Here is a 22748-nt window from a genome sequence, read left to right on the forward strand (position 1 = left end):
GGGGGATTATATATGATTTATGAGAGTGATTTGTCTACATGTGGAAATAAATGGAAATTTTTAGCAGACAACGACAGAAAAGAGCGGAATAAAAATTATTCTGTCGGATTATATATGCGGCTTTCCAAAGATGACGGAGAATCCTTAGAGAGCTCCAGCATTACAAATCAAAGGAAGCTTCTTCTTTCGTTTGCCAAAAGCCATGGGCTTTCCGTCTTTGATGAATATGTGGATGATGGATTCAGCGGCACAAACTTCAACCGGCCCGCTTTCCGCCGTATGCTTAAAGACATTGAGGCCAGAAAGATCAATATGATCCTTGCCAAAGACTTGTCCCGACTGGGCCGTGACTATATCATGACCGGACAATATACGGAGGTCTATTTTCCTTCCAGACGGGTGCGTTTCATCGCCGTCAACGATAACTTTGATTCCGACTCTCCCGACTCAGACATCGCGCCTTTTAAAAATGTGGTCAATGAAATGTATGCCCGGGACACCAGCCGCAAAATCCGTTCTGCCTTCCTGGTACGGATGCAGGAAGGCAGCTATGTGGGCAGCCTGGCTCCTTACGGCTATCGGAAGGACCCGGAGGATAAGCATCATCTGCTCCCAGACGATGAAGTATCCGGCGTGGTAAAAGACATCTTCTCCATGGCGGCCGGCGGTATGCGGCCAGCTTCCATTGCCGCCGATCTGAACCGCCGGGGAATCCTCTCTCCAAAGGCCTACCGCGATTCCAGAAGCGCCAGTTCCAAAGAAGCTTCGCCTGTGAGCTCATGGTCTGCCAGGACCATTACGAAGCTTCTGCGAAACCCTGTATATTTAGGACATATGGCCCAAGGGCGCTCCAGGAAGATTTCCTTCAAATCCACTCTCACCGTGAAAAACCCTCCGGAAGCCTGGATACGGGTGGAAAACACCCATCAGGCCCTGGTGTCCGCCGACATCTTTTTACAGGCAGGCGTTTTCCTGGATTCCAGAAGATCCACCGCCGCCGCAGAACAAGACGGCAGACCTTCTTCATATAAATAAACAGTATTTGGGAGCAGACGGCTCAAATGCTTCATTCTTATTCCGGCGGTCTGAAACGAAAAAAGATCTTTATGGTCTGGAATTTTACTCTGCCGCTCGGCGTTTTACCAAAATGCCCCTGGCAGATCTCAATATGGTCTACCAAATGAAAAAGGAGATCCTGCGTGAGTTTTTCCGGTTCTGAAAATCCGCACCGCCGCATGAGCGATTGTATTCTGCAAAGTACCACCTCATATAAATCATCATAGGCAATAAAATGATTGGAGCATCCCCGGGTTCCCTTCTGCTTATACGCGCCGCAGGCCAGATTCGCCTCCGCCCCCTTTTTCCGGGAACTGACCGCCGACATCCTTCTCCCGCAGTCCCCGCATCTGGCAATCCCTGAAAATAAGTTGTTGAACCCGTTTCCTTGGATACAGGTCCGCTGCCGGCTCCGGCGTGCGGCAAGCTCAAACGTCAAATTCGTCACCAGGGGGGCGTGGGTATTCTCCACAATTATCCAGTCAGACGCAGGCAGGGATATGGCCGCAGGACATTTGAATGACAATTTTGACGTCTTTCTCTGTGCCATATGCCCTAGATAAACTGGATTTCTCAATATCTTGATTATGGTAGCAGACGTCCATTCCCGCCGTTTGGAAAAGTTTTCTATGCGGAGGGAAGGGTTGCTCATGCAGCGGTATTCCGACGGCGTCGGTATTTTACATTCATTCAGTTCCCTGGCTATCTGTATCGGCAGGACTCCCGCAGCGGCTTTTTGAAATATCCCTTTTACGATAGTTCCGGTCACTTCATCGACGACTAAATGATGTTTATCCCCGGCGTCCCGCTCATAACCATACGGTGCATGCGCGCCCATAAAGGCCCCCTCCTGCATCCGCGCCAATAAAGCGGAACGAATTTTTCGGCTGGTATCCCGGGCATACATCTCATTGATCACATTCCGGAATGGAACCATATCAGAATACAGATCATCAGAATCGTAATTGTCATTGACCGCTATACATCGCACTTTTTTAGAAGGAAAATAGAACTCCGTATACCGCCCGGTCATAATATAATTGCGGCCCAGACGGGACAAATCTTTCGTAATGACCAGGTTTATTTGTTTATTCTCAATATCCTGTATCATACGTTTAAAACCGGGGCGGTTAAAGGTCAATCCGGAGATTCCGTCATCCACATATTCTTTATGGACACAGAACCCGTTCTCCAACGCATATCTTCTGAGTATTTTCCTCTGAGAGGAGATGCTGGCACTTTCCCCGAAGCCGCTGTCATCCTTTGAAAGACGCATATACAGGGCTGCTGAATATTTTTCCCGAACCGCCATGCTATCCCCTCATTCCGCCGAAGCAGCATCGGACTCTGATAATGGCAATGCCGCCTGATCTGTTATTTCCTCCAGTAGTTCCTTTAAATCCCATTTGTCGGAATAGAAAAGTTCCACTTCATATTTGACTTTTTCCTTATTTTCTCCCTTCATAGAGCTGCCCTTTCTTCGATTTTTCTTTGATTCACTCTATGTGGAAGAGCTTGTACGATATACAGGAAAAGGGCAGTCCTCATGAGGATGCCCCCTTGCTCAGCACTATTCTTTTGACCAGCACAAAAATTTGTAGTTTTCCTTTCTCTCCAGGAAATCTTCTGTGGAAATAGTATACCAGCCATCCACACTTTTGCCATCTTTAACGACCGTTCGATGTCCAACGATCATCTCCTTACCATCTTTATTGAACGAATTCTGGGGATTGAAATTCATTATGCCGTCCTGGATCTTCAAAAATGTTTCTGTCTCCCCACTGTCAAACTTATAATACTTCCATTCTCCTTCCTTAAAGCCTTCCTCCCAGTTTACATAAACCAATCCATCTTTTAAAATGGCCATGGGGCCTCCGATGAAGCTGCCGACTTGTTTTTTCTCCCCAGTCTTCAAATCCCATATCGAAAACCTTCCCTCTACCTCTTTGTTGTCCTGATCTGTTCCTCCCCTTTGACAAACAACTTTCCCATGACTCCAATCTGTAAGGGAAACACCTGCACCATCTTCAAGCTGTGTTACTTCCCCTGTGTCCAGCCTCATGACAAAATAAGTGTTTTGACTTAGGTCCTGCACTCCCATTAAATCCAAATACATCTGATCCTCATATATGTACAGCAAATCGTAAAACAGACTCTCATCCGTTCCGTATTCTTTCCTTAGGAGCACCTCTATTTTTCCATCTTCCAAGTCAATGGATAAAATACTGGTACTTTGTTTCAAGACCTCAACAGCACCCCCGTATTCTTCTGTCTCCACCTGAATCACAGAAAAATATGCCTTTTCCCCGTAATATAGCATCCTAGACGCAGTTAACTGTACATCCCCCAGAATAGCCAGCTCCTTTTCCTGCTCTCCAGTAACATCCGCCTGACAAAAAGTAACCGGCTTCTCCTCTATTGCCGATCTGATATAGTAAAGCCTGTCACGGTAAATCACAGGAAACGCCGCCCCATTTCGGAATAAATTTGCCGTACAGTCATCCGATTCGTGGGTACAATTTGGCCGGGCACAAAGCGGGTAAGTTGTATCGGCTTGATAATCATAAAACTGCAGCATACCTCCGGCTCCTGATAATAAAACTCCTTTTTCTGCCACACAAATAGATCTATCGGAAATTAAGGGCTCCTCTTGGCTCCCCTCGGCCTGATTTGTACTTTTCTCTGTTTTAGCGCAGGAAATAGAAAACAGCAGTGACGCTACCATTATACTGAACAAATATTTTTTTAATTTCATAACCCGCGCCCTCCCCCCCCCTGTATTATTTGCTAATTCACTCTTTTTCTGCAATTTTATCATTTATTTGCAAGATTTCACTTAACATTATTATAATCATCCTTAATCTGTACAAATTTTATAATCTCACTTACTATAATACTATATAATCATTAAATATTCAATTGTTTGCGGGTATTTTATCTATTTATTTTAGATATTTATTCATATTGTGTTATTCTATTATTTATTCTGATTCGCATATATAAAAATGCAATTAACAAATCTATATTCTTTGCATCCAAATACCAACTGCCCATGTGCATGGGGCTCGGGTGTAACGCTGCAGGCGTCACCGGATGCCGGATCATCCATTCTCCCAGAGAACGGCTCATCGCCATCCTGACAAACGCCTTCATTCCCTGCAACGGACGGTTTCCCACGTTGATCGCCCTGATCACCATGTTTTTCGTCGGCACGGGAAACGGGCTTCTTGGCAGCCTCCAGGCCGCGCTCATCCTCACGGGAGTTATCGCGTTTTCCATCCTGATGACCTTCGCCGCGTCCCGGCTGCTGTCTGTTACCATATTAAAAGGGGAACCTTCTTCGTTTATATTGGAAATGCCGCCGTACCGAAAACCGCAGATTAAAAAAGTGCTCATCCGCTCTGTCCTGGACCGCACCTTATTCGTTCTGGGCCGCGCGGTAATCGTAGCCATCCCGGCAGGGCTGGTCATCTGGCTCATCGCCAATGTCCGCCTGGAAGGTCTGTCCCTGCTCCAGTGGACCTCTTCCTTCCTGAATCCGCTGGGGCTCCTGATGGGTCTGGATGGTGTGATCCTCCTGGCGTTCATCCTGGGCTTTCCTGCAAATGAGATCGTGATTCCCATCATCCTCATGAGCTACCTCTCCACGGGAACTCTCGTGGAATCCGGAAATTTGGCAGAGCTACATGCTCTCCTGGTCTCCCACGGATGGACCTGGGCCACATCTGTATCCATGATACTGTTCTCTTTGATGCACTGGCCCTGTTCCACCACCTGCCTGACCATAAAAAAAGAAACCGGCAGCATCAAATGGACAGTCACCGCTTTCCTATTGCCCACTGTATTCGGTGTGCTGGCCTGTATGCTGTTCACCGCCGTTGTCCGGCTGTTCGGATTCATCTGAGCGCCTCCCAGGCAGGCCTGCCCCGTGATGCCAACCCAGAATGTTATTGACCTGTCCTCCTTCCAGCATTATAATAGCAGTATCATAAAGGCTTTTATAAAAGGCAAGGAGGGGTTTACACTATGGTAAACAGAAGCTATTACGGACACGACACGCAGTTTTATGGTGTAGAAGAACACCGGCTGGCAGGAGGGAAGGGAAACGGCATGCGCCTGTTCCAGGTTCGGAACGGAAGCGGCCTGGAGTTCACGGTTTCCGCGGACCGCGCCGCAGACATCTCCCGAATCTCTTTCAATGGCGTAAATTTAAATTATATGGGGCCCGCCGGATACGTGGCTCCTGCCTATTACGACGAACCCGGATTCGGTTTCCTGAAATCCTTCACCTGTGGCTTTCTCACCACCTGCGGACTCCAGGCCATCGGAACTCCCAGTGTGGACGGCGATATCCCCTGCCCACTCCATGGAACCATTTCCAACATTCCGACGGATCATATTTATTATACGGAAGAGGACGGCAAGATTGAGATCCATGCCAAGGTCAGTGATACAGAAATCTTCAAGCAGAAGCTGATCCTCACGAGGACGATTTCCTGTGAATACGGCGTCAACAAACTGAAGATAACCGACAGTGTGAAAAACGCCGGTTCCGCAGATGAGCCTTTCATGCTCCTGTACCACATGAATATGGGATATCCGCTGCTCAGTGAAACTTCCAGGGTAGCCGTCTCTTCCAAGAACGTCATCCCCCGGGACGACCACGCAGCGAAGGATCTCGATACCTGGGATAAGATGCTCGCGCCCACGCCCAACTTCCAGGAACAGTGCTATTACCATGAATTTGAGGAGAATAAACCCTGCGCGAAAATCTTTAATCCCGATGCCGGCGTCGGCCTCGCCATCCGCTGGGATCAAAAGCAGATTCCTTATATGACAGAATGGAAGATGATGGGCGAGAGAGACTATGTCCTCGGTCTTGAACCCACCATCAGCAAGCTGGAAGGCCGTGCGGAGCTTCGCAAAAACGGCGCCCTGCAGTTCATCAAGCCGGGAGAAATCCGCAGCTTTGAACTGGAAGTGGAGTTCTTTGACAAAGAGGCCGACTGGGAAGCCGCAAAGTAAAACTTCTCTAATACCGGCAAAAGTTCCGAGCTGTCACAATTGCTTGCATAACAAAAAAGACTGTATCCTCCGATTCGTTTGAACCGGTGAATACAGTCTTTTACTATTTATATTTCTATATCAAATTTCTTAAGCCCTTCGACGATTGATTCGTAGCCCGTCACGAGAACGGTATGCAGGCCAAACTGCCTGGCCGTTTCCAGATTCTGAGGCAGGTCATCGAAAAACACTGCTTCCTCCGGACATATCTGATATCTGGATATCAAGGCCTCATAAATTTCCGGCTCCGGCTTGACAGACTGTACCTGATAGGAAATCACCTGACCATCCGCATACTGAAGGAACTCAAAGCGCGACAATCGTTCTTCAAAAAAGGTCTTTCCATAATTGGACAGGATATAAATCCGGTATCCCTGTTCTTTCAGCCCTTTTAAAAGACCTGCCGCGTAGCTGTTCTGCTCCACCGCCGCCGCTGCTTCCGCATACACTCTGCGGACCTGCTCTACATACCCGGGCGCATCTTCACAAATAGAAGCCAGCAGCTCCTCGTCGGGAAGCCTCCCTCTGTCCACCTCTTTCCATTTAGGGCTCAGGAAAAGGGCTTCCGTCACGGCTTGGTCCTCTTCCTTCGAAAGGGAAAAACCGTCCAGGTAATCCCGCCAGTTGAAATCGGCGAGAACATTTCCAATATCAAAGATCAATGAACGAATCATGATCCGCCTCCTATATGAGAGGTTTTCTCTCGATCACCTCACTCCTGCCGGGTCCATTGGAAACAAGGGTGATCGGTACGCCGATCTCTTTTTCGATCTCGTCTATATAATTCCTGCAGTTCTCCGGCAGCTTCTCATAATCACGAATACCGCGGATATCACATTTCCATCCGGGAAGCTTTTTGTAGATTGGCTTCGCATGCTCGAGTTTGGCCGTGGTGGGGAATTCTTTTTCCACTTTTCCGTCATATTCATATCCTACGCAGATGGGAATCTCATCCAGATATCCCAGCACATCCAGGACCGTCAGGGCGACTTCAGTAGCTCCCTGTACCCGGCATCCGTAACGGCTGGCCACCGCATCGAACCATCCCATTCTCCTGGGGCGGCCTGTGGTCGCACCGTATTCACCGCCATCACCGCCTCTGTTGCGGAGTTCATCTGCTTCATCTCCAAAAATCTCGCTGACAAAGGCTCCCGCGCCTACCGCGCTGGAATATGCCTTCACCACCGTGGTGATATTCTTGATCTCATATGGAGGAATACCGGCGCCGATGGCTCCATAGGCAGCCAGGGTAGAAGACGAAGTGACCATGGGATAGATTCCGTGATCAGGATCCTTGAGAGAGCCAAGCTGGCCCTCCAGCAGGATATTCTTTCCTTCCTTCAGAGCTTCATGGAGATACGCGGAAGTGTCGCATACGTATGGTGCAATCATGTCCTTATATTCCATCAGAGTCGCAAATACCTCTTCCGGTACCAGCGGCGGCTGATGATACAGGTTCTCCAGAAGCACATTTTTCAAAACACAGACATTCTTTACTTTATCCATCAGCTCATCGGGGCAGCCGAACAGCTCGCTGACCTGGAAGCCGATCTTCGCATATTTATCGGAATAGAACGGCGCGATGCCGGATTTGGTGGAACCGAAGGATTTACCCGCAAGGCGGGCCTCCTCGCAGGCATCCAGCAGCATATGATAGGGCATCATGATCTGGGCCCTGTCGGAAACCAAAATTTTCGGAGTGGGCACGCCCTTCTCCTCCAACGCCTTGATTTCTTTAAGCAGATAGGGAATATTCAGAGCCACGCCGTTTCCGATGATGCTGGTGGTATGGTCATAGAATACACCGGAAGGAAGCAGGTGCAGCGCAAATTTTCCATAATTGTTGATAATGGTATGGCCCGCGTTGCTGCCGCCCTGGAACCGGATGATGATATCCGATTTTTCAGCCAGCATATCTGTTATTTTACCCTTTCCTTCGTCGCCCCAGTTGGCTCCTACAATCGCTCTTACCATTCTTTTGTCCTCCTAAGAACCTGAGATTAGGTCACTCTCAAAACAATACTTCCTGATAGCATGAAACAGGCGGCAGACAAAACTGCCGCCTCATACAGTATATATGAAAACCATTGTAAAATCAATAAGAGGTTATCATCTATTTTTAAACGTTGATCTCCGCTTTTACGCCCAGAAGCTCTGCATTTGCATCCAGTACCGGCTTAATGACTTCCTGCAGGAACTCTTCCACCTGTTCCCTGGACCTTCCGACATATCGGGACGGCTCCATGGTAGTTTTCAGTTCTTCAAGCGTCATATTGAAAGCAGGATCGGCAGCGATCAGTTCCAGAAGGTTATTATCTCCGCCGTTCTCCTTCACGTTTCTGCCGGCCTCCATGGAAAGCGTCCGAATCCTTTCATGAAGTTCCTGTCTGTCTCCTCCGGCTTTCACCGCGTCCATCATGATATTCTCCGTCGCCATAAAAGGAAGCTCAGACATCAGGCGTTTCTCAATCACCTTGGGATATACCACCAGGCCGTCCACCACATTCAGATACAGATCCAGAATACCGTCCACAGCCAGGAAACCTTCCGGCACGCTCAGCCGTTTGTTGGCGGAATCATCCAAAGTACGCTCAAACCACTGGGTAGAAGCCACCAGCATGGGATTCATGGCATCTGCCATCACGTAGTCCGCCAGAGAAGCCATACGCTCGCTTCGCATGGGATTTCTTTTATATGCCATCGCCGATGAGCCGATCTGACTCTTTTCAAAGGGTTCTTCCACCTCTTTCAGATGCTGGAGCAGGCGGATATCATTTGAAAATTTATGCGCGCTTTGGGCAATCCCCGCGAGGACGTTCACCACGCGGCTGTCCACCTTTCTGGAATATGTCTGGCCTGAAACAGCATAGCAGCCGGCAAATCCCATTTTCTCCGCTATCCTTTTATCGACCTGCTTCACCTTTTCGTGGTCCCCGTCAAACAGTTCCAGGAAGCTGGCCTGGGTACCCGTGGTCCCTTTGGAGCCAAGAAGCTTCATGGTGCCGATCACATATTCCACATCCTCCAGATCCAAGATCAGATCCTGAAGCCACAGCGTGGCGCGCTTCCCTACAGTCGTCGGCTGCGCCGGCTGGAAATGAGTAAAGGCAAGAGTGGGCTGCGCCTTATACTTATCCGCGAATCCGGCCAGCTCATCTATCACATTGATGAGCTTCCTGCGTACCAGTTTAAGAGCCTCCGTCATGATGATGATATCCGTATTGTCTCCCACATAGCAAGAGGTAGCCCCAAGGTGAATGATCCCCTTTGCTTTGGGGCACTGTACTCCATACGCGTACACATGGGACATCACATCGTGGCGCACTTCCTTTTCTCTCTGCTTTGCCACCTCATAATTAATATCATCCTGGTGCTCTTTCAGCTCTTCTATCTGCTCCTTGGTGATATTAAGTCCCAGCTCACGCTCCGTTTCCGCCAGCGCGATCCACAGCCTCCTCCAGGTCCGGAACTTCTTGTCCGGAGAAAAAATATACTGCATCTCCCTGCTGGCATAACGCTCTGACAAAGGGCTCTGGTATCTATCGTACATATCCGTATTCCTTTCCTAAACCGCTCATTTATCGTATATATTCATCGTATATATTCGCCGCGGATGTCCTCCGCGGGCGGGGCAATGGGATATCTGCCGCTGAAACAGGCCGAGCATATGGGCAGCCCCTCTGCCATCTGCGGCAGCCGCTCCAATCCCAGATATCCCAAGCTGTCGGCGCCAATCTCCCTGCAGATTTCCTCTGTCGTCCGGCCATGGGCGATCAGCTGGTCTTCTGAAGGGATATCCGTGCCGAAATAGCATGGATAAAGAAAAGGCGGCGCGGAAATCCTCACATGAACTTCTTTTGCCCCAGCTTCTCTCAGCATGCCGACAATTCTGCCGCAGGTAGTACCGCGTACGATAGAATCGTCCACCATGACGATCCTTTTTCCCGCCACAGACTCTTTCAGGACATTCAGCTTCACCTGTACGCTGGACTCCCTGTTTTTCTGCTTGGGCTTTATGAACGTTCGTCCCACATAGCTGTTCTTCACAAAGGCCGTCCCATAGGGGATGCCGGACTCCTGGGCATAGCCCTGAGCCGCCGCGTTACCTGACTCCGGAACTCCGACTACCAAATCAGCCTCCACCGGATGGTCCTCAGCCAAGAAACGGCCCGCTGCGAGCCTGGCATGGTATACGCTCACGCCGTCAATCCTTGTATCTGGCCTCGCAAAATAAATATATTCAAAAATACATCTTGCTTCTTTTTCGGGCGCAAGACAGAGACTCCTGTCAGACTTGATCCCTTCTTTTGTGATTGTCACGATCTCACCGGGCTTCACATCCCGTACAAATTCGGCTCCGACCGTATCCAGAGCACAGGTTTCCGACGCCAAAATATAAGCGTTATCCCGTTTTCCGATACAAAGGGGCTTAAATCCAAAGGGATCGCGGGCTCCGATCAGCTTTCTGGGGCTCATAACCACCAGGGAATAAGCGCCTGCGATCTTTTTCATGGCCAGCCTGACGGCCTCTTCCACAGTTCCAGACTTCACACGCTCTCTCGCAATATGATAGGCCACCACTTCAGAATCTATCGTCGTCTGAAAAATCGCGCCGCCGTACTCCAGTTCCCGCCGAAGCTCCGGCGCGTTCACCAGGTTTCCGTTATGAGCCAGCGCCAAAGTGCCCTTAATGTAATTCAGCACCAGAGGCTGTGCGTTTTCCCTGGTGCTTCCTCCTGCGGTCGAATAACGGACATGTCCCACACCGATATCCCCCTGGCGCAGTTCCTCCAAGACGTCCGGAGTAAAGACCTCGCCGGCAAGGCCCATTCCCTTATAAACCTTTACTTTGCCCTTCGGGCCCTCCGTATCGCTCACTGCAATGCCGCAGCTTTCCTGCCCGCGGTGCTGGAGGGCCAGAAGGCCATAATAAATTGTAGGCGCAACATCGTTTCCGTCAAAATCATAAACTCCAAAGACTCCACATTCCTCATGAAGCCCATCTGAATCATCGCATGTCATATATGGCTGCTCCTGCATGAATCCTGTCCTTTCCAATCCAAAACGGCCGTCTGTATATCCGGGATGACCAGGCCGGCTTTACAGGCCCAGACGACGGAAGACTTCCTGATAAGCATCCTCTACGCCGCCCATGTCTCTTCTGAAGCGGTCCTTGTCAAGCTTCGCATGGGTATTGATGTCCCACAGCCTGCAGGTATCGGGAGATACTTCGTCCGCCAGGATGATGTCGCCTTTATATCTGCCGAATTCAATCTTAAAATCGACCAGCTGGATATCGGCTTTTTTGAAGAAATCCACCATGATCTCATTGATCCGGAACGCCATTTTGGTGATCTTTTCAATCTCTTCTTCCGTTGCCAGCTCCAAAGCCAAGGCATAGTATTTATTAATGAAGGGATCTCCCAGATCATCGTTCTTATAGCTGAACTCCAGGGTAGGGCACGCAAGGACACGTCCCTCTTCGATTCCCAGCTTCTTAGAAAAGCTTCCTGCGGCCACATTCCTGATGATCACTTCCAGGGGAACGATCTCAACCTTCTTTACTGCTGTCTCCCTATCGCTGAGCTCTTCGATGTAATGGGTAGGGATACCTTCTTTTTCAAACATCTTGAACACATGGTTAGTCATGCGGTTGTTGATGACGCCCTTTCCTACGATAGTACCCTTTTTCAGACCGTTGAAGGCTGTCGCATCATCTTTGTAGTCTACGATCAGGACATCCGGCTCATTGGTAGCATAAACCTTTTTTGCTTTTCCTTCATACAGTAAATCCAGTTTTTCCATTCTTTGTCTCCTCTTCTAAAGTTTAATCAACAAAAACGCCCACTATCAAGCAAATTATAATATAACGCTATTAATAACGCAACCGCAAAATTCACCAAAAAAGAAATAAAGAATCCTGATTTCAGGACTCTTTATTTCAATTGGTGTGGTATTCTTTCAATTATTCCGTGGCGCGTGATACATCACTGCTTGCGTCTGAGCTCATGTCATCCAGGGCATCCTTCACATCGTCGCCCACATCGTCCAAAAGACCTTCTGAGCTCTTTGTTCCGGAGGTGGTGCCGCCCGTGGTATCCGTACCGTTTGTGCCGCTTGTTTCTGCAGGGCTCGTACCAGTCTTATCTGTACTTCCCTCGCTCGTACCGCTGTTTTTGTCGGAACTGTTCTCCCCGGCGCTTTCGGAGCCGTGGGTCTCTGCCCCGTTGGTCGTCTCCTTATTATCGTTTTTCTTGGTACCACATCCGACCGCTAAAAAAGCAGACAGAAGAACCAGCGCCGTCATCATGAAAAATCGTTTTGTCTTCATAACTATTTCTCCTTTTTACGCATTTTCTACTGTTAATATGCGCATCTTGGAGAAAAATACTACGTTAAAAATTTCCAATTTTATAATCAGTCAAAAAAGCTTTGCCGGTCACCCGATAACATCGCTCATATCGTAAAATCCGGCCGGTTTTCCCGCCAGAAATTTTGCGGCTTCTATGGCCCCCTTCGCAAATACGGCCTTGGAATAAGCCGTATGCTTAAATTCGACTACCTCGTCGGTACCGGCAAATATCACCTCATGCTCTCCAACAATGTTCCCGCCCCGTACAGCGCTGATCCCAATCTCTTTTTTCGGACGCTTTACCCGTTCATTTGAACGGTCATACTTATAAGCATATTCATTGTCCAAAGCCTCATTTATGGAATCCGCCAGCGCAAGCGCTGTGCCGCTGGGCGCATCCACTTTCTGGTTGTGATGCTTTTCCACAATTTCAATGTCAAAGCCTGCCGGAGCCAGCGTCTGGGCCGCCTCTTTTAAAAGCTTCAAAAGCATGTTGACCCCCAGGGACATATTCGCCGATTTAAGAACGGCCACCGACCTGCCCGCCTCCCGGATTTTCTCCATCTGTTCCTCGGATATCCCCGTAGTACAGATCACCACAGGAATCTGCCTTTTCACACTGTAATCCAAAAGACTCTCGATTGCTTTCGCGGAACAGAAATCAATGATGACATCTGCTTCTTCCCTGCACGCTTCCAAAGAAGCATATACAGGATAAGTATTCTGTATATGATCCGACAGATCGACACCGGCGACGATCTGTGCATCCGCATCCGCGGCCAAAAGTCCGGTGATCACTTGTCCCATATGGCCGTTGCAGCCATGCATGATGATTCTTATCATATTCTCTCTCCTTTATGAACGGATGCGCCGGCATCCCACCATATCTTAAGGTCTGCCGGCGTTTGTCTTCCTGTCTGTCTTATGCTTTCAGCAAAAGGCCATAATCCGTCATGGCTTTCTTCAGTTTCTCCACGTTCTCCGGCTCCATGGGGGACAAAGGTCCGCGGAGCGGCCCGCATTCTTTTCCCATCAGATTCATGGCCGTTTTCACCGGAATCGGATTCACCTCGCAGAAAAGCGCGTCAATCAGAGGAAGGGCCTCCAGCTGCATTTTCGCACTTTCCATTACCCGCCCTTCCAAAAAGTTCATGACAATATCATGAGTCTGCCTGGGAGCGACATTGGCCAGGACTGAAATCACGCCGATTCCTCCCAGTGACAGAAGCGGCACGATCTGATCGTCATTTCCCGAATAAATATCCAGACAGCCGTCTGCCAGATGAGCCAGCTTCGCGATCTGGGAAATATTTCCGCAGGCCTCTTTGATCCCTACGATGTTCGGCACATGTTTCGCCAGGTAAACCGCAGTCTCCGGCAGAATATTGCAGCCGGTGCGGCTGGGTACGTTATAAAGGATGATCGGAATCTTCACTGCCTCCGCCACTGCGGTGAAATGAGCGATCAGCCCTTTCTGTGTCGCCTTATTGTAATAAGGGGTTACCTGCAGAAGCCCGTCAGCCCCCAGTTTCTCGGCCTCCACAGACAGGTAGATCGCAGTCTCCGTGCAGTTGGAACCGGTGCCCGCGACTACCGGCACCCGTCCGTCTACCACCTTTACCGTATGTCCGACTACATCCAAATGCTCCTCGTGGCTCAAAGTGGATGCCTCGCCTGTCGTCCCGCAGATTATGATACTGTCCACGCCGCCTGCGATCTGTTCTTCCAAAAGTTCTGTCAGTTTTTCATAATTCACACTTCCGTCTTCATGAAAAGGGGTTACAATCGCTACACCTGCTCCTTTGAATATTGCCATCTCATTTCCTCCTTCACATTAATGAATTTCCCCATAGCACAAAACAGAGCTGACCAGAAGGCCAGCTCTAAAGATTCTATGACCAGCACGTAAAATATTCCATGCTGAAATCCTTTAAGTAGCGCTCCATCCGGCTGGATGACAGTCATATAGCTCTTAACCATACGCCCAGGAACTCCTATTCAGGCTATTCGTTCCTTCGGCGTTCTTCCCTTTCTCCCGGCCTCTTCTATGCCTGTACATATCAGCCAGCATACTGATGAAAAACGCAACCTCTACATTTGTTATTCAATTTATTGGTTTTGGTCATCATAACACCAAAATATGGCATTGTCAACCTGTCAGCAGCAGGATTTCTTAATATCCTCTGAATCAATCCTGGAAATGCTGTCCACGCAGCCATAAAGCTCATCGGGGAATACGATTCCCGTCATAATGACATCCACATCGTCATCCTTCGCCTCCAGAAGCTTCGCGATATCGGCCGCCTCAATAATACCGTAATCCACCAACCCCAGAATCTCATCCAGGATGAGCACATCACAATCCCTGGTGGAAAGCACCTTTTTGGCAAAGTTCACGCCATTGCGCATGTTTGTCGCTTCCTCTTTTCTCTCTTCCGAAGAAAGTTCAGAAAAAGGCTTATCGGATTTCTCAAAGGAAAAGACCTTGATCTCCGGTTCCAGGCGCTTGCTCATCTCATTTTCCTCGTTCCTGCCTTTCAGGAACTGAATAATCACGATATTCTTATTGCGTCCGGCGGCTTTCACTGCCAGACCTATGGCACAGGCGCTTTTTCCGCTTCCTTCCCCGCATAAAACATGAACGATTCCTTTTTTCATGGGTCCCCCTCCAGGTTCCACTCGTCGTATATCCCTTATATTTTACCACCGTTTGCCAGATATTGCAACTTTATTCTACCCATTCCAGCTTGCTGACGGATACCTCATAAGCCACCCTCTTCTCGCTTTCCGTTTCATTGATCCGTTTTACGTACTCCCGGCTCTGTACACGGCCCCATACGCAGATCCGGCTTCCGACTTCAAAGCCTGACGCATATCTCGCATTCCGTCCCCAGGCAATGCAGGGAATATAATCGGATTTTCCATACGGACGGTTCACAGCCACCAAAAGATCTGCTATTTCACGTCCCAAAGGCGTTTTTCTATAAATCGGCGCCTTGCATATGTATCCATCGAGAAAAATCTGATTCGTTTTCGTATAATCGTTGAATTCTTCCAAAAAAGCGATCTCTCTTACAAATACGGATAAGACCAGACGGTTCTTTGTTCCCTCATGTCTGTTATAGGAACGGAACTGCCCGGTGGCCTCCACCAGCATCCCAGCGTAGTCCCCCGTGATGTCGATCAGGCGTTCCGAAATAAGAAGCGGGATGACATCTGTCTGATCGCTCAGACGGTTGATCGAGATCTCCGTCAGGTAAAAGCCCTCACCAAACACTTCGTGGCTGAAGGTGAACCCCGATATGATCTCTCCGATTACGGTGACTTTGTTGTTCTCCATGATTTTCTCTGGCATTAGTATTTCTCCTTTCAACACTGTTTCGTCCTTTTGATTACCTGGTAATTCAGGCTAATATTATGTGTATTCCTTAACTGGGGATTTTATACATAAATTTTTAAATTTTTCTTCATTTACTTTTATCACTGGGTATACTACAATATATGGTAGCGTTTTGGAAAATTTCAAACTATCTGTTTTAATTGAGGAGAACTTATGATTTCTGTCGATATCATTGTTCCCTGTTATAACGAAGAAGAGGTATTGGAGACCTTTTACAAAGTCACCGAAGAGACCGTTTCTGCCATGGCAGGGTACCAGTTTACTTATATCTTTGTGGATGACGGCAGCCGGGACACTACACTGGCCAAAATACACAGTTTGGCAAAGGCACACGCCAATGTCCGCTATCTCTCTTTTTCCAGGAATTTTGGAAAGGAAGCCGCTATGTTTGCCGGTCTTCAGCACTCTTTCGGAGACCTGGTCATCGTCATGGATGCCGACCTGCAGCATCCTCCCGCCATGATCCCGGAAATGATGAAGGGCATCGAGGAGGGATATGACTGCGCTGCCGCTATGCGCTCCACCAGACAGGGAGAATCGCGGTTTCGAAGTGTCTTTTCTAATCTCTTCTATAAAATAAGCAACAAGATGTCCGATGTCAAAATGCCTCAGGCTGCCGTGGACTTCCGTATCATGACCAGGCAGATGGTCAATTCCATTTTGAAGCTGTCAGAAGTGGAACGGTTTTCCAAGGGGATTTTTGCCTGGGTCGGTTATGAGACCAAATGGTATCCATATGAAAATGTGGAACGGACCATGGGGACTACCAAATGGAGCTTCAAGGGCCTTTTCAAATATGCCATCGACGGAATCACCTCCTTTTCTATTTCTCCTCTCCGTCTGGTTTCCGGAATGGGGTTTCTGATTTCCATCGTTGCGTTCGTTTATATCATCGTTACCCTGATCCAAACCCTCATCTTTGGAATTGATGTGCCGGGCTATGTGACGACCTTGTGCGCCGTCTTGTTTTTAGGCGGCATCATCGAGCTGTCTATCGGCATTCTGGGCGAATATATCGCCCACATTTATATGGAAGCCAAGGACAGGCCCATATACATCGTCAAACAGAGCAACATAGAAGACAGCAAGGAACGCGGAAACGGCCAGTGACCCCGTCCCTTCCGCATTCTCATAATGAAAGAAAGGCAGTTTCGACATGACAAGACGTAAATCCCGCCAAAAGACCACAATGCTGGAGAAAGCTCCTTTTCTCCTTTCCTTTTTCATTCCGGTTCTGATCATGCTGGGGATTTTCATCCAGAGGCAGATCTTCCCTTTCGGAGACAACAGTTTTCTTCGAACGGATATGTATCATCAATATGCCCCCTTCATGAATGAATTCATGGAAAAGCTGAAAACGGGCGGCAGCCTGAGCTATTCCTGGAACATCGGCATGGGCTCCAATTTCACGGCCCTTTATGCTTACTACCTGGCCAGTCCCGTCAATTGGCTTGCCATCTTAGTGCCGCAAAGCCTGATGATCGAATTCATGTCCTATATGATTGTTTTGAAGATTGGTCTCTGTGGCTTCACCTTCTGCTATTATCTGAGCAGGCATTTTAAGACAAGAGATCTGGGCATTTCCTTTTTTTCTATCTTTTACGCGTTATCCGCCTATATGGCCGCCTACAGCTGGAATATCATGTGGCTGGACTGTCTGATACTCGCCCCTCTTGTACTCCTGGGGCTGGAACGTCTGGTAAAAGAAGATAATTGCTTATTGTACTGCATTACACTGGGACTGTCTATCATTTCTAACTACTATATTTCAATTATGATATGCATTTTCATGGTTCTTTATTTCATCGCCTTGATGATCATGGAACCGGCTCGTCAGGATGTGAGATCCGTGGCTGCCGACGGCTCTGTGACCATGGTAAAGAAGAGGACGCCCTATTTAAAGAAGTGCGTCAACTTCGGCGTATATTCTCTGCTGGCAGGAGGGCTGGCCGCTTTTCTCCTGATACCCGTCCTGTTCGCGCTGAAGATGACGGCATCCGGAGATATAAATATCCCAAAGACACTGACGTCTTATTTCTCCTGTTTTGAGATGATAGCCCGCCATTTTGTCAATGTAAAGGTAGAGATCGGCCTCGATCACTGGCCTAATATATACTGCGGAGTCGCCGTGCTCTTATTTTTCCCGCTGTACATGATGAACAAAAAGATTCCCAAAAAGGAAAAAGCGGTAAAAGGCGTACTGCTGTTCATCATGCTCATCGGCTTCTCCCTCAACATTCCGAACTTCATATGGCATGGCTTCCATTTCCCCAACAGCCTGCCCGCCCGCCAGTCCTTCCTGTATATCGCCATACTGCTGACAATGTGCTATGAAGGCTATCGGAACATCAAAGCAAATACCTCAGCTCAGTTTTTCGGGAGCTTCTGGGGAGTAGTCATCTTCATTTTTCTCTGCGAAGCCATCATCACGGAGGAGACCTTCTCCTTCAAAGAATACTATGTGACCTTATTTTTCATATGTCTCTATGCCTTACTTCTATATTACTACAAAAAAGGCAAATCGTGGGCACCTACTCTCGCAATTTTAGCGGTTGCCGTCATTTCGGTGGAAGCCAGCATGAATACCGCTCTCACCAGCGTCACCACCACAAGCCGGGTCTCTTATCTGGAGAACCAGGATTCTTTCCGGACGTTGGCGCAAAAGATAGAAAAAGAAGATACCAGCCTGTTCCGCATTGAAAAAGACAGTAGGAAGACAAAAAATGATGCCGCGCTGGCGGACTATCATTCGGCTTCCTTGTTTTCCTCCACGGCCAATGCCCACATCAGCGATCTGTATAAAGCCCTTGGTCTGGAAGGAAACACCAACGCATACAGCTATACCGGCGCCACCCCTCTTTCTTCGTCGCTTTTGGGTATCAAATACACGCTGTCCCTCAAAGAGCTTGACAGTGACTTATATACTCTTCAGGACGAGGACGGAAATGTAAATCTCTATAAAAACCGGTATTCTCTTCCCATCGGCTTTATGCTTCCGTCCGACATGCTGGACCGCTGGGATTACAAGATCCTGAATCCGGTGGAGGTGCAAAATTCCTTTGCAACCGCCGCCACCAGGTGCGGCAGCATCTTTGTCTCGGCCCAGGGCGGTTCCTCCTCCATCGGGCAATACACCCTGACCGTCGAAGAGAGCGGTTTCTATTATATTGACGTGACCAACTCTTCCATTAAAGACGTAAGCGTTACAGTGGGCACGAATACCAAAGACTTTTCCAATGTGGACAGAGGCTATCTGCTGGATCTCGGAAAATGCACGGCAGGGACCACCATCACGCTGACCACAGAACAGGATGAGCAGAATTTTACCGCGGCAGCATACCGTCTGGATATCAATCAGCTGAATAACTGTATGAATGCGCTGAACAGCCAGCCCTTCATCACCGACCAATACACGGATACCTATCTGTCCGGCCGGGTAACGGCTAAGGAGGACGGTCTTCTCTATACTTCCATCGCATATGAAAAGGGATGGACCGTAAAGGTGGACGGTGTGGAAGTGGAGCCGCAGCTGTTTGCCGATACCATGATCGCGGTACCTCTGACGGAGGGCACTCATTCTCTGGAATTTACCTATGAGCCGGACGGTCTGACAAAGGGAATCCTGATTTCTCTTGTATCCTTGATCCTCCTATGCATTTTGACCGCCGGAACCTACGCGGTAAGGAGAAAGCGGGCCGCATCTGCCGCTGCACAAATACCGGTGAAGCAGGAAATGCACCGTGCGGCAGCCGAAAAGGCAGCAGATCTCGTGACAGAAACGGAAAATAAAAAGAAAGAGACAAAAGATACGGGAGATACCCCGGAAAAGTAAGAAAGGATGGATTTCACCATGAAGTTATGGGGAGGACGTTTCACGAAAGAAGAAAATGAATTGGTCAATCACTTCAACGCATCTATCTCATTTGACCAAAGATTCTATAGGCAGGATATCCGCGGCAGCATCGCTCACGTGACCATGCTGGCTAAACAGAAAATTCTGACGGACGAAGAGAAAGCGCAGATTGTGGAGGGGCTTGAGCAAATCCTCTCTGATGTGGAAAACGGGCTCCTCTCCATTGACCCTGCCGCTGAAGATATTCACAGCTTCGTAGAAGCCACTCTCATTGAAAGAATCGGCGACGTGGGAAAAAAACTCCACACAGGCCGAAGTCGCAATGACCAGGTTGCTCTGGACATGAAGCTCTATGTACGGGACGAGATTGAAGAACTGGACCTTCTGGTAAAAGAGCTTCTTCAAGCCATCCTTAAGATCATGGAGGAGAATCTCACAACCTACATGCCCGGCTTCACCCATCTTCAGAAAGCGCAGCCTGTGACCATAGCCCATCACTTCGGAGCATATTTTGAAATGTTCCTCCGTGACAGAAGCCGCCTTTCCGATATACGGAAACGGATGAACACCTGCCCCCTCGGCGCCGGAGCCCTGGCGGGCACCACTTATCCTCTGGACCGGGAATACACCGCAGCTCTTCTGGACTTTGACTGCGCCACCAGAAACAGTATGGATTCTGTATCAGACCGGGATTATCTCATTGAGCTGGCCAGCGCCATGGCGACCGTCATGATGCATCTGAGCCGTTTCTCTGAGGAGATTATCCTCTGGAATTCCAATGAATATCAGTTTGTAGAACTGGATGACGCATACAGCACCGGAAGCAGCATAATGCCGCAGAAAAAAAATCCGGACATCGCCGAACTGGTCCGGGGGAAAACCGGCCGCGTGTACGGCGCGCTGACATCCATCCTGACCACGATGAAGGGGATTCCCCTCGCTTATAACAAAGACATGCAGGAAGACAAGGAAATGATCTTCGATGCGATCGATACCACAAAGGGCTGTCTGGGCCTCTTCACGGGTATGATCTCCACGATGAAATTCCACAAAGACATCATGAAAAAAAGCGCTGTAAAAGGCTTTACCAACGCCACGGACGCCGCCGATTATCTGGTGAACCACGGGATACCCTTTCGGGATGCCCACGGAATTGTAGGCCGATTGGTCTTATATTGTCTGGATAAGGGAATTTCTCTGGATGATATGAGTCTGGAAGAATACAAGGCAATCAGCCCTGTCTTTGAAAAAGATATTTATGACGCCATCAGCCTGAGGACCTGCGTGGAAAAGCGGACCACATTGGGAGCGCCCGGCCCGTCTGTCATGGAACAGGTCATCGAGAGCTATCAAAAAATACTTACAGAAAAATAGAAAGATGAGCAATGGTCCGGAGGGCTGCGGTGGAACGCCATCACAGCCCTCCGAATCACTTTATCTGCATATTGCCCGAATGTCAGGCCGCCTTTTATAATTTGGCCAGTTCTTTATACTGCTCTTTCAGGCATCCATAGAGACTCTTATAAATCTCATGATATTTTTCATACTGTTCTGTGTTTCCGGGAATCGGATCACAGGACTTGTCCGTATGGATCATTTTCTCGCAGGCCGCTTCCACGCTCTCATAGATGCCTGCTCCTACCCCGGCCAATATGGCAACCCCAAGAGCCGGTCCTTCCTTCGCAGCTACTGTCTTAACGGTACACCCGTACATATCAGCCAGCATCTGTCTCCAAACGGCGCTCCTTCCACCGCCTCCGCAGGCCATCATGTCATCCACGGTGACTCCCATTTCCTGCAGGATATCATTGCAGTCCTTCATGGAATAGGATACTCCCTCCATCACCGCGCGGAGCATATCCTTTCTTGTATGGATGGCAGACAGACCAAAGAAAACGCCTCTGCAATCAGGATCCAGATGAGGGGTCCTCTCTCCCATCAGATACGGCAGATAAATCAGCCTGTTCGCTCCCAGAGGCACACTTTCAACATCCTGGTTGATATAATCGTAAGCATCACAGCCCTCTTCCTCCGCCTTTTTCATATAGTCCTGGCAGAAATTATTCCGGAACCACTGCAGGGAAAGACCCGCGCCCTGAGTCACTCCCATTACATGCCAGCAGCCGGGGACGGCGCAGCAGAAGGTATGGACTCTGCCCTTTGGATCAATGGTCACATTCTTGCTGTGCGCGAACACTACGCCGCTGGTTCCAATGGTAGTAAACGCCTTGCCATCCTTGACCACTCCTGTTCCCACAGCCGCCGCGGCGTTGTCTCCCGCTCCGCCGACTACGACCGTTTTTTCCGAAAGTCCCGTCATCTCCGCGATTTCAGGCAGAATAGTCCCCGTCACCTCCGGCGACTCACAGACCTTTGCCAGCAGGGCCTTGTCGATTTCCAGTTTTTCCAGGACTTCGTCGGACCAGCAGCGATTGGGCACATCCAGGAGCTGCATTCCTGAAGCATCGGAAACCTCTGTCGCGTATTCACCGGTAAGAATCAGACGAACATAATCTTTGGGAAGCAAGATATGCCGGCATTTTGCATAGTTCTCCGGCTCATGGTTCCTCACCCACAGAATCTTCGAAGCAGTAAAACCGGTCAGCGCAGGATTCGCCGTGATCTCGATCATGCGCTCCGCTCCCACCTTCTGCGTCATTTCTTCACATTCCTTGGCCGTCCTCTGGTCACACCAGATTATGGACGGACGGATTACCCTGTTGTCCTCATCCAGCATGACCAGGCCGTGCATCTGTCCGGAAATGCCTAACCCCTTGATGTCCTCACCGGACACGCCAGACTCCTTCACAACCTTCGTGATGGTTTCCAGCGCCGCGTCCTTCCAGTCCTCCGGCTTCTGCTCCGCCCATCCGTTCTGAGGCTGATACATGGGGTACTCCTTCGACGCGGAAGCGATCACATTGCCGTCTTCATCAAACAGCACTGTCTTCGTCGCAGAAGTACCCAAATCAATTCCAATCAAATAATTCATCACATTTCCTCCAAATTTATGATTCTTTTAC

General features: G+C 49.1%; 19 protein-coding genes, 1 pseudogene and 1 riboswitch. Of the genes and pseudogenes, 6 read left to right on the forward strand and 14 right to left on the reverse strand.

Annotated elements, in window-relative coordinates:
• The first annotated feature begins 12 nt into the window (after window positions 1-12).
• Entirely contained in the window at window positions 13-1035 is a 1023-nt protein-coding gene (locus H9Q78_RS06470; RefSeq protein ID WP_249304428.1) for a recombinase family protein, read from the forward strand.
• 37 nt (window positions 1036-1072) lie between these two features.
• On the opposite strand, the gene H9Q78_RS06475 is transcribed toward H9Q78_RS06470, so the two are convergent.
• From H9Q78_RS06475 to H9Q78_RS06485, 3 genes are all read right to left on the reverse strand, one after another.
• Window positions 1073-2368, reverse strand: coding sequence for a recombinase family protein (locus tag H9Q78_RS06475; protein WP_249304430.1), 1296 nt, complete (start codon window positions 2366-2368; stop codon window positions 1073-1075).
• A 9-nt stretch (window positions 2369-2377) separates the two neighbouring features.
• Window positions 2378-2521 (reverse strand): hypothetical protein, encoded by a 144-nt coding sequence (locus tag H9Q78_RS06480; protein WP_249304431.1) that lies wholly within the window; start codon window positions 2519-2521, stop codon window positions 2378-2380.
• Between the two features lie 105 nt (window positions 2522-2626).
• Complete coding sequence (locus H9Q78_RS06485) at window positions 2627-3811, reverse strand: hypothetical protein (protein ID WP_249304433.1); 1185 nt, start codon at window positions 3809-3811, stop codon at window positions 2627-2629.
• A gap of 282 nt (window positions 3812-4093) precedes the next feature.
• On the opposite strand from H9Q78_RS06485, the pseudogene H9Q78_RS06490 reads away from it, so the two are divergent.
• Both H9Q78_RS06490 and H9Q78_RS06495 read left to right on the forward strand, forming a co-directional pair.
• Window positions 4094-4960, forward strand: a pseudogene (locus tag H9Q78_RS06490) (nucleoside recognition domain-containing protein); the annotation flags it as partial.
• A 122-nt stretch (window positions 4961-5082) separates the two neighbouring features.
• On the forward strand, window positions 5083-6081 hold the full coding sequence (locus H9Q78_RS06495) for an aldose 1-epimerase family protein (RefSeq protein ID WP_249304435.1): 999 nt from the start codon (window positions 5083-5085) through the stop codon (window positions 6079-6081).
• A gap of 107 nt (window positions 6082-6188) precedes the next feature.
• Here the strand turns inward: H9Q78_RS06495 and H9Q78_RS06500 are convergent, their stop codons facing one another.
• The 10 genes from H9Q78_RS06500 to H9Q78_RS06545 all read right to left on the reverse strand — a co-directional run bounded on the left by H9Q78_RS06500 (window position 6189) and on the right by H9Q78_RS06545 (window position 15827).
• Window positions 6189-6794, reverse strand: coding sequence for an HAD family hydrolase (locus H9Q78_RS06500; RefSeq protein WP_249304437.1), 606 nt, complete (start codon window positions 6792-6794; stop codon window positions 6189-6191).
• Between the two features lie 10 nt (window positions 6795-6804).
• Window positions 6805-8094, reverse strand: coding sequence for an adenylosuccinate synthase (locus H9Q78_RS06505; protein WP_249304439.1), 1290 nt, complete (start codon window positions 8092-8094; stop codon window positions 6805-6807).
• Between the two features lie 145 nt (window positions 8095-8239).
• Window positions 8240-9670 carry an adenylosuccinate lyase gene (gene purB / locus H9Q78_RS06510; RefSeq protein ID WP_249304441.1) on the reverse strand — a complete coding sequence of 477 codons (1431 nt, stop codon included), beginning with the start codon at window positions 9668-9670 and terminating at the stop codon, window positions 8240-8242.
• A 41-nt stretch (window positions 9671-9711) separates the two neighbouring features.
• Window positions 9712-11142 carry an amidophosphoribosyltransferase gene (gene purF, locus H9Q78_RS06515; RefSeq protein ID WP_249304443.1) on the reverse strand — a complete coding sequence of 477 codons (1431 nt, stop codon included), beginning with the start codon at window positions 11140-11142 and terminating at the stop codon, window positions 9712-9714.
• 78 nt (window positions 11143-11220) lie between these two features.
• Window positions 11221-11925 carry a phosphoribosylaminoimidazolesuccinocarboxamide synthase gene (gene purC, locus H9Q78_RS06520; RefSeq protein WP_147596076.1) on the reverse strand — a complete coding sequence of 235 codons (705 nt, stop codon included), beginning with the start codon at window positions 11923-11925 and terminating at the stop codon, window positions 11221-11223.
• 160 nt (window positions 11926-12085) lie between these two features.
• Complete coding sequence (locus H9Q78_RS06525) at window positions 12086-12451, reverse strand: hypothetical protein (RefSeq protein ID WP_249304445.1); 366 nt, start codon at window positions 12449-12451, stop codon at window positions 12086-12088.
• 108 nt (window positions 12452-12559) lie between these two features.
• A complete protein-coding gene (gene dapB / locus H9Q78_RS06530) occupies window positions 12560-13315 on the reverse strand; it encodes a 4-hydroxy-tetrahydrodipicolinate reductase (protein WP_249304447.1) in 756 nt (251 codons plus the stop codon).
• Between the two features lie 79 nt (window positions 13316-13394).
• Window positions 13395-14288, reverse strand: a complete 894-nt coding sequence (dapA, locus tag H9Q78_RS06535) for a 4-hydroxy-tetrahydrodipicolinate synthase (protein WP_249304449.1) — start codon at window positions 14286-14288, stop codon at window positions 13395-13397.
• A 111-nt stretch (window positions 14289-14399) separates the two neighbouring features.
• Window positions 14400-14574: riboswitch (Lysine riboswitch) on the reverse strand.
• 55 nt (window positions 14575-14629) lie between these two features.
• Entirely contained in the window at window positions 14630-15130 is a 501-nt protein-coding gene (locus H9Q78_RS06540) for a cob(I)yrinic acid a,c-diamide adenosyltransferase (RefSeq protein WP_249304451.1), read from the reverse strand.
• Window positions 15131-15200: 70 nt separating this feature from the next.
• On the reverse strand, window positions 15201-15827 hold the full coding sequence (locus H9Q78_RS06545) for a single-stranded DNA-binding protein (RefSeq protein ID WP_147596082.1): 627 nt from the start codon (window positions 15825-15827) through the stop codon (window positions 15201-15203).
• A gap of 198 nt (window positions 15828-16025) precedes the next feature.
• Between H9Q78_RS06545 and H9Q78_RS06550 the strand changes: the two genes are divergently transcribed.
• The 3 genes from H9Q78_RS06550 to argH are packed head-to-tail and all read left to right on the forward strand — an operon-like array spanning window position 16026 to window position 21099.
• Complete coding sequence (locus tag H9Q78_RS06550; protein WP_249304452.1) at window positions 16026-16982, forward strand: glycosyltransferase family 2 protein; 957 nt, start codon at window positions 16026-16028, stop codon at window positions 16980-16982.
• 46 nt (window positions 16983-17028) lie between these two features.
• Window positions 17029-19704, forward strand: a complete 2676-nt coding sequence (locus H9Q78_RS06555; RefSeq protein ID WP_249304454.1) for a YfhO family protein — start codon at window positions 17029-17031, stop codon at window positions 19702-19704.
• 18 nt (window positions 19705-19722) lie between these two features.
• The gene (gene argH / locus H9Q78_RS06560) at window positions 19723-21099 is read left to right on the forward strand and encodes an argininosuccinate lyase (protein ID WP_249304456.1); all 1377 of its coding nucleotides are present in this window, start codon (window positions 19723-19725) and stop codon (window positions 21097-21099) included.
• A gap of 94 nt (window positions 21100-21193) precedes the next feature.
• On the opposite strand, the gene xylB is transcribed toward argH, so the two are convergent.
• A complete protein-coding gene (gene xylB / locus H9Q78_RS06565; RefSeq protein ID WP_249304458.1) occupies window positions 21194-22717 on the reverse strand; it encodes a xylulokinase in 1524 nt (507 codons plus the stop codon).
• Window positions 22718-22748: the final 31 nt, after the last annotated feature.

The sequence above is a fragment of the Qiania dongpingensis genome (genome assembly GCF_014337195.1).
GTDB lineage: Bacteria > Bacillota > Clostridia > Lachnospirales > Lachnospiraceae > Lientehia > Lientehia dongpingensis.

Bases quoted from the DNA above. Each gene is read 5' to 3' on its own strand.
- H9Q78_RS06470 (WP_249304428.1), top strand. From the start codon at position 13: ATGATTTATGAGAGTGATTTGTCTACATGTGGAAATAAATGGAAATTT.
- H9Q78_RS06475 (WP_249304430.1), bottom strand. From the start codon at position 2,368: ATGGCGGTTCGGGAAAAATATTCAGCAGCCCTGTATATGCGTCTTTCA.
- H9Q78_RS06480 (WP_249304431.1), bottom strand. From the start codon at position 2,521: ATGAAGGGAGAAAATAAGGAAAAAGTCAAATATGAAGTGGAACTTTTC.
- H9Q78_RS06485 (WP_249304433.1), bottom strand. From the start codon at position 3,811: ATGAAATTAAAAAAATATTTGTTCAGTATAATGGTAGCGTCACTGCTG.
- H9Q78_RS06495 (WP_249304435.1), top strand. From the start codon at position 5,083: ATGGTAAACAGAAGCTATTACGGACACGACACGCAGTTTTATGGTGTA.
- H9Q78_RS06500 (WP_249304437.1), bottom strand. From the start codon at position 6,794: ATGATTCGTTCATTGATCTTTGATATTGGAAATGTTCTCGCCGATTTC.
- H9Q78_RS06505 (WP_249304439.1), bottom strand. From the start codon at position 8,094: ATGGTAAGAGCGATTGTAGGAGCCAACTGGGGCGACGAAGGAAAGGGT.
- purB (WP_249304441.1), bottom strand. From the start codon at position 9,670: ATGTACGATAGATACCAGAGCCCTTTGTCAGAGCGTTATGCCAGCAGG.
- purF (WP_249304443.1), bottom strand. From the start codon at position 11,142: ATGACATGCGATGATTCAGATGGGCTTCATGAGGAATGTGGAGTCTTT.
- purC (WP_147596076.1), bottom strand. From the start codon at position 11,925: ATGGAAAAACTGGATTTACTGTATGAAGGAAAAGCAAAAAAGGTTTAT.
- H9Q78_RS06525 (WP_249304445.1), bottom strand. From the start codon at position 12,451: ATGAAGACAAAACGATTTTTCATGATGACGGCGCTGGTTCTTCTGTCT.
- dapB (WP_249304447.1), bottom strand. From the start codon at position 13,315: ATGATAAGAATCATCATGCATGGCTGCAACGGCCATATGGGACAAGTG.
- dapA (WP_249304449.1), bottom strand. From the start codon at position 14,288: ATGGCAATATTCAAAGGAGCAGGTGTAGCGATTGTAACCCCTTTTCAT.
- H9Q78_RS06540 (WP_249304451.1), bottom strand. From the start codon at position 15,130: ATGAAAAAAGGAATCGTTCATGTTTTATGCGGGGAAGGAAGCGGAAAA.
- H9Q78_RS06545 (WP_147596082.1), bottom strand. From the start codon at position 15,827: ATGCCAGAGAAAATCATGGAGAACAACAAAGTCACCGTAATCGGAGAG.
- H9Q78_RS06550 (WP_249304452.1), top strand. From the start codon at position 16,026: ATGATTTCTGTCGATATCATTGTTCCCTGTTATAACGAAGAAGAGGTA.
- H9Q78_RS06555 (WP_249304454.1), top strand. From the start codon at position 17,029: ATGACAAGACGTAAATCCCGCCAAAAGACCACAATGCTGGAGAAAGCT.
- argH (WP_249304456.1), top strand. From the start codon at position 19,723: ATGAAGTTATGGGGAGGACGTTTCACGAAAGAAGAAAATGAATTGGTC.
- xylB (WP_249304458.1), bottom strand. From the start codon at position 22,717: ATGAATTATTTGATTGGAATTGATTTGGGTACTTCTGCGACGAAGACA.